Genomic DNA, 2923 nt, shown 5'->3' on the forward strand with positions numbered 1-2923 from the left:
TTGGGGAGTATCTCTAGTGCTTTGAAGCATACCCCTCCGAAGCCTGAGCCTAGGTCTATGATCTCTAGATCCTCTCTTCCAGCTAGATATTTCTCAACGACATATCTGAGCACCTCGGCAACCTCCTTCTTGGGTGATGGGGCATAGCCGGCTCCCCATATCATGGGTATCAATAGATATGCTACTATAGCTAGTGGGGCTAGGAGTATTAGGAGGTATATATCAATGGTGCTCTGCATATCCAAGGGATCCTCGATGTTTTCCAGCTATCTCCTCGATAGAAACTCCTTGATCCTTCTTCTAGTCTCCTCCCTCATAGCAGACTCTGCTATTAGCTTGAACCCCTCCTCTATATATCTAAGCTTCTCAACAGCTATAGCCCTTTTAATCGATGCTACAGCATCTGGGTCTGATGATGCTATTTCCCTCACAACCTCTCTAGATCTTCTCTCCAGGAGCTCTTGATCAACAACCTCATCCACAAGACCCATGGAGAGTGCTTCATCAGCAGATATAGATCTGCCGCTTATAGCTAGATAAGTAGCCCTTCTAACCCCGATATTCCTCCACCCAGTTAGAGGTGTTAGAGGTGGTATAAGACCTAGTCTAGCGCCTGTTATCGCAAGGCTAGCCCTTCTAGAGGCTATCACATAATCCACTATATGGAGTAGCTCAACAGCTATGCCAAATGCAGGGCCGTTTAACGCAACCACCACAGGCTTCTCAAGCATAGCTATACCCTCAAAGGCTCTTCTAGCCAGGCTGAAGATCTCCTCAACCCTTTTCACATCCGTAGCCTCCAAGATCTCCTTTAGATCCACCCCCGCCGAGAAATAATCACCCTCACCCGTAACTACCAAGCCTATAACCCCCCGATCCCTGGATATCCTCTCAACAAGATCTATAAACCCCTTAGAAACCTCAGAGCTCCACGCATTCCTCCTCTCAACCCTGCTAATCCTAGCCCACATAACCCCAGAATCATCAACATAGCTCTTAACAGCCATTTAGACCACCAACACCAGTTCCACATAGAAACTATATTAAAACATATGATCCTCGCCATCTACTTCATAGCTACCATAGCTACTTCGAAAGTAGAATCATCACAATCAGACCCATTGGCACCTAGCTCACACTTAGCTAACCCAATTGTATAGTTCCCACTTAAAACCCTAGGTATAAAAGCCTTAAACACGGCTGTGTATAGAGAAGAAAGGCTGAGAGGATCTCATGATGGGAAGGGGGATTGCTTCCTTTATCTATCCGCGTTGAGTAATGTGGCTAGTGCTGGGAGATCTACGAGGCTTTTTATGTTTTAGTGAATGCTCGGCCACCCTGTTAGCAGGATCCTTACAATAATATTTCTAGATCATATTTATTGAGGTGCTAGATCCTATAGAGATCACTTTTCAATTGTGTAGCAATTGGTTGAGAGCTTATCCTATGATCCTATTTAATATCTTGCTCTGAATCTATATTTGGTGAGTATTCTGAGGCATCCACATGAGATCCATAGGGAGAGGGGGCCTAAGAGTGTGGGTGTATTTGTGCTGACTATAAGCACCTCTAGATATATGGCTATGAAGAGGGGGGAGGTATATACTGATGAGTCTGGGGATCTCATTGTCTCTATTGTTACCAATGCTGGTCATAGGGTGGTGGGTAGGGCTTTGATTAATGATGATAGGGAGGCTATTATGAAGATTGTTGGAGAGCTACTCGATAGGGGGGATGTAGATGTTATAATAGCTACTGGGGGTACTGGGATCTCTAGGACAGATACTACTATAGAGGCTATAAGACCCCTTCTCGAGAAGGAGATCGAGGGTTTCGGCGAGATCTTCAGATTCCTTAGCTACCAGAGGATAGGTGCTTCAGCCATGCTCTCAAGGGCATTGGCAGGTGTTTCCAAGGGCAAGCTTATAGTAGCCCTTCCAGGATCTCCGGACGCTGTTAAAACAGGTCTTGAGCTAGTCCTACCAGAGATACCCCATATACTTTATCTAGCTAGGAGCTAGCACTTATAGTTTTTATAGCATATACCAAACCTCCTAGCCATATCACAGAGTATCCTTAGAGGTACAACAGCTCTCTTCCCATCTCTAGTAGTTATCATAGCCATTCTACCAGATATATATACCTCTGCCTCTAAACATCCCTCAAACCCCCCTCCCCGATCCCCTGCTGACTGGCTATCCTGCCCCGTAGTCCCATCCAACTATGTGTTTTTAGGAGAGAGGTATTAAGGTAGATACCTAGCGCATGATCAACATATCCCGATATCGTTAAGCTCCACATGGATCTCGTTAAAGCTATAGACCCGCCTTCTAGGATGGGAAGAGGCCAGACTATATCACGGTTATGCTTATAATAATTAAAACCCCAACTCTCTTGGGGTCTTCATGCTGAGACACCCATTCCCAGTGGCTATCGTGGTTGGGATCCCCGGTGTTGGGAAGACAACCCTGATAGATCTCTCTACTAAAATGCTTAGGGAGAAGGGTTATAGGGCTTTGGTGCTCAACTATGGTGATTATATGCTAAAAAGACTCGTCTCGATAGGGGCTGTGAGGGATAGGGATGAGATTAGAAGGCTGCCGATAAGGATCCAGGTTGAGAACCAGGCTGAGGCTGCGAGGATGATGATAAAGAGTGCCTCAGAAGAGCTCCTAGGATCCAAGGGTGTTTTAATAGTCGATACACATCTCCTAATAAGAACCCCGACGGGGTATTGGCCTGGGATACCTCTCCATGTTGCTCAGGAGCTGAAGCCGGATACGATAATAGTTATAGAGGCATCGCCGGAGGAGATTATTGCGAGGCAGGCTAGGGATCCTAGTAGGAGGAGGGCTGACTACTCAGATCCAAAGATCATAGAGGAGATGACTAGAATGAATAGGATGGAAGCACTAGTGGTAGC

General features: G+C 46.0%; 5 protein-coding genes. 2 read left to right on the forward strand and 3 right to left on the reverse strand.

Going from position 1 to position 2923, the window contains the following annotated elements:
* Together QXE01_12435 and QXE01_12440 are read right to left on the reverse strand one after the other, a co-directional pair.
* The coding region (locus QXE01_12435; GenBank protein MEM4972045.1) for a hypothetical protein at positions 1 to 245 on the reverse strand (245 nt) is incomplete at its 3' end.
* A gap of 21 nt (positions 246 to 266) precedes the next feature.
* The gene (locus QXE01_12440) at positions 267 to 1007 is read right to left on the reverse strand and encodes an enoyl-CoA hydratase/isomerase family protein (GenBank protein ID MEM4972046.1); all 741 of its coding nucleotides are present in this window, start codon (positions 1005 to 1007) and stop codon (positions 267 to 269) included.
* A gap of 477 nt (positions 1008 to 1484) precedes the next feature.
* Between QXE01_12440 and QXE01_12445 the strand changes: the two genes are divergently transcribed.
* Positions 1485 to 2021 carry a MogA/MoaB family molybdenum cofactor biosynthesis protein gene (locus QXE01_12445; GenBank protein ID MEM4972047.1) on the forward strand — a complete coding sequence of 179 codons (537 nt, stop codon included), beginning with the start codon at positions 1485 to 1487 and terminating at the stop codon, positions 2019 to 2021.
* Here the strand turns inward: QXE01_12445 and QXE01_12450 are convergent.
* Complete coding sequence (locus tag QXE01_12450) at positions 2018 to 2221, reverse strand: hypothetical protein (GenBank protein MEM4972048.1); 204 nt, start codon at positions 2219 to 2221, stop codon at positions 2018 to 2020. The two genes, QXE01_12445 and QXE01_12450, sit on opposite strands and share 4 nt — an antisense overlap.
* Before the next feature lie 184 nt (positions 2222 to 2405).
* Here QXE01_12450 and QXE01_12455 point away from each other — a divergent pair.
* Positions 2406 to 2923 (forward strand): adenylate kinase (locus QXE01_12455; protein ID MEM4972049.1); only part of this gene is annotated, 518 nt, incomplete at its 3' end.

The organism is Sulfolobales archaeon (assembly GCA_038897115.1).
GTDB lineage: Archaea > Thermoproteota > Thermoprotei_A > Sulfolobales > AG1 > AG1.

Coding starts and splice junctions, on each gene's coding strand:
- QXE01_12440 (MEM4972046.1), bottom strand. CDS start 1,007: ATGGCTGTTAAGAGCTATGTTGATGATTCTGGGGTTATGTGGGCTAGG.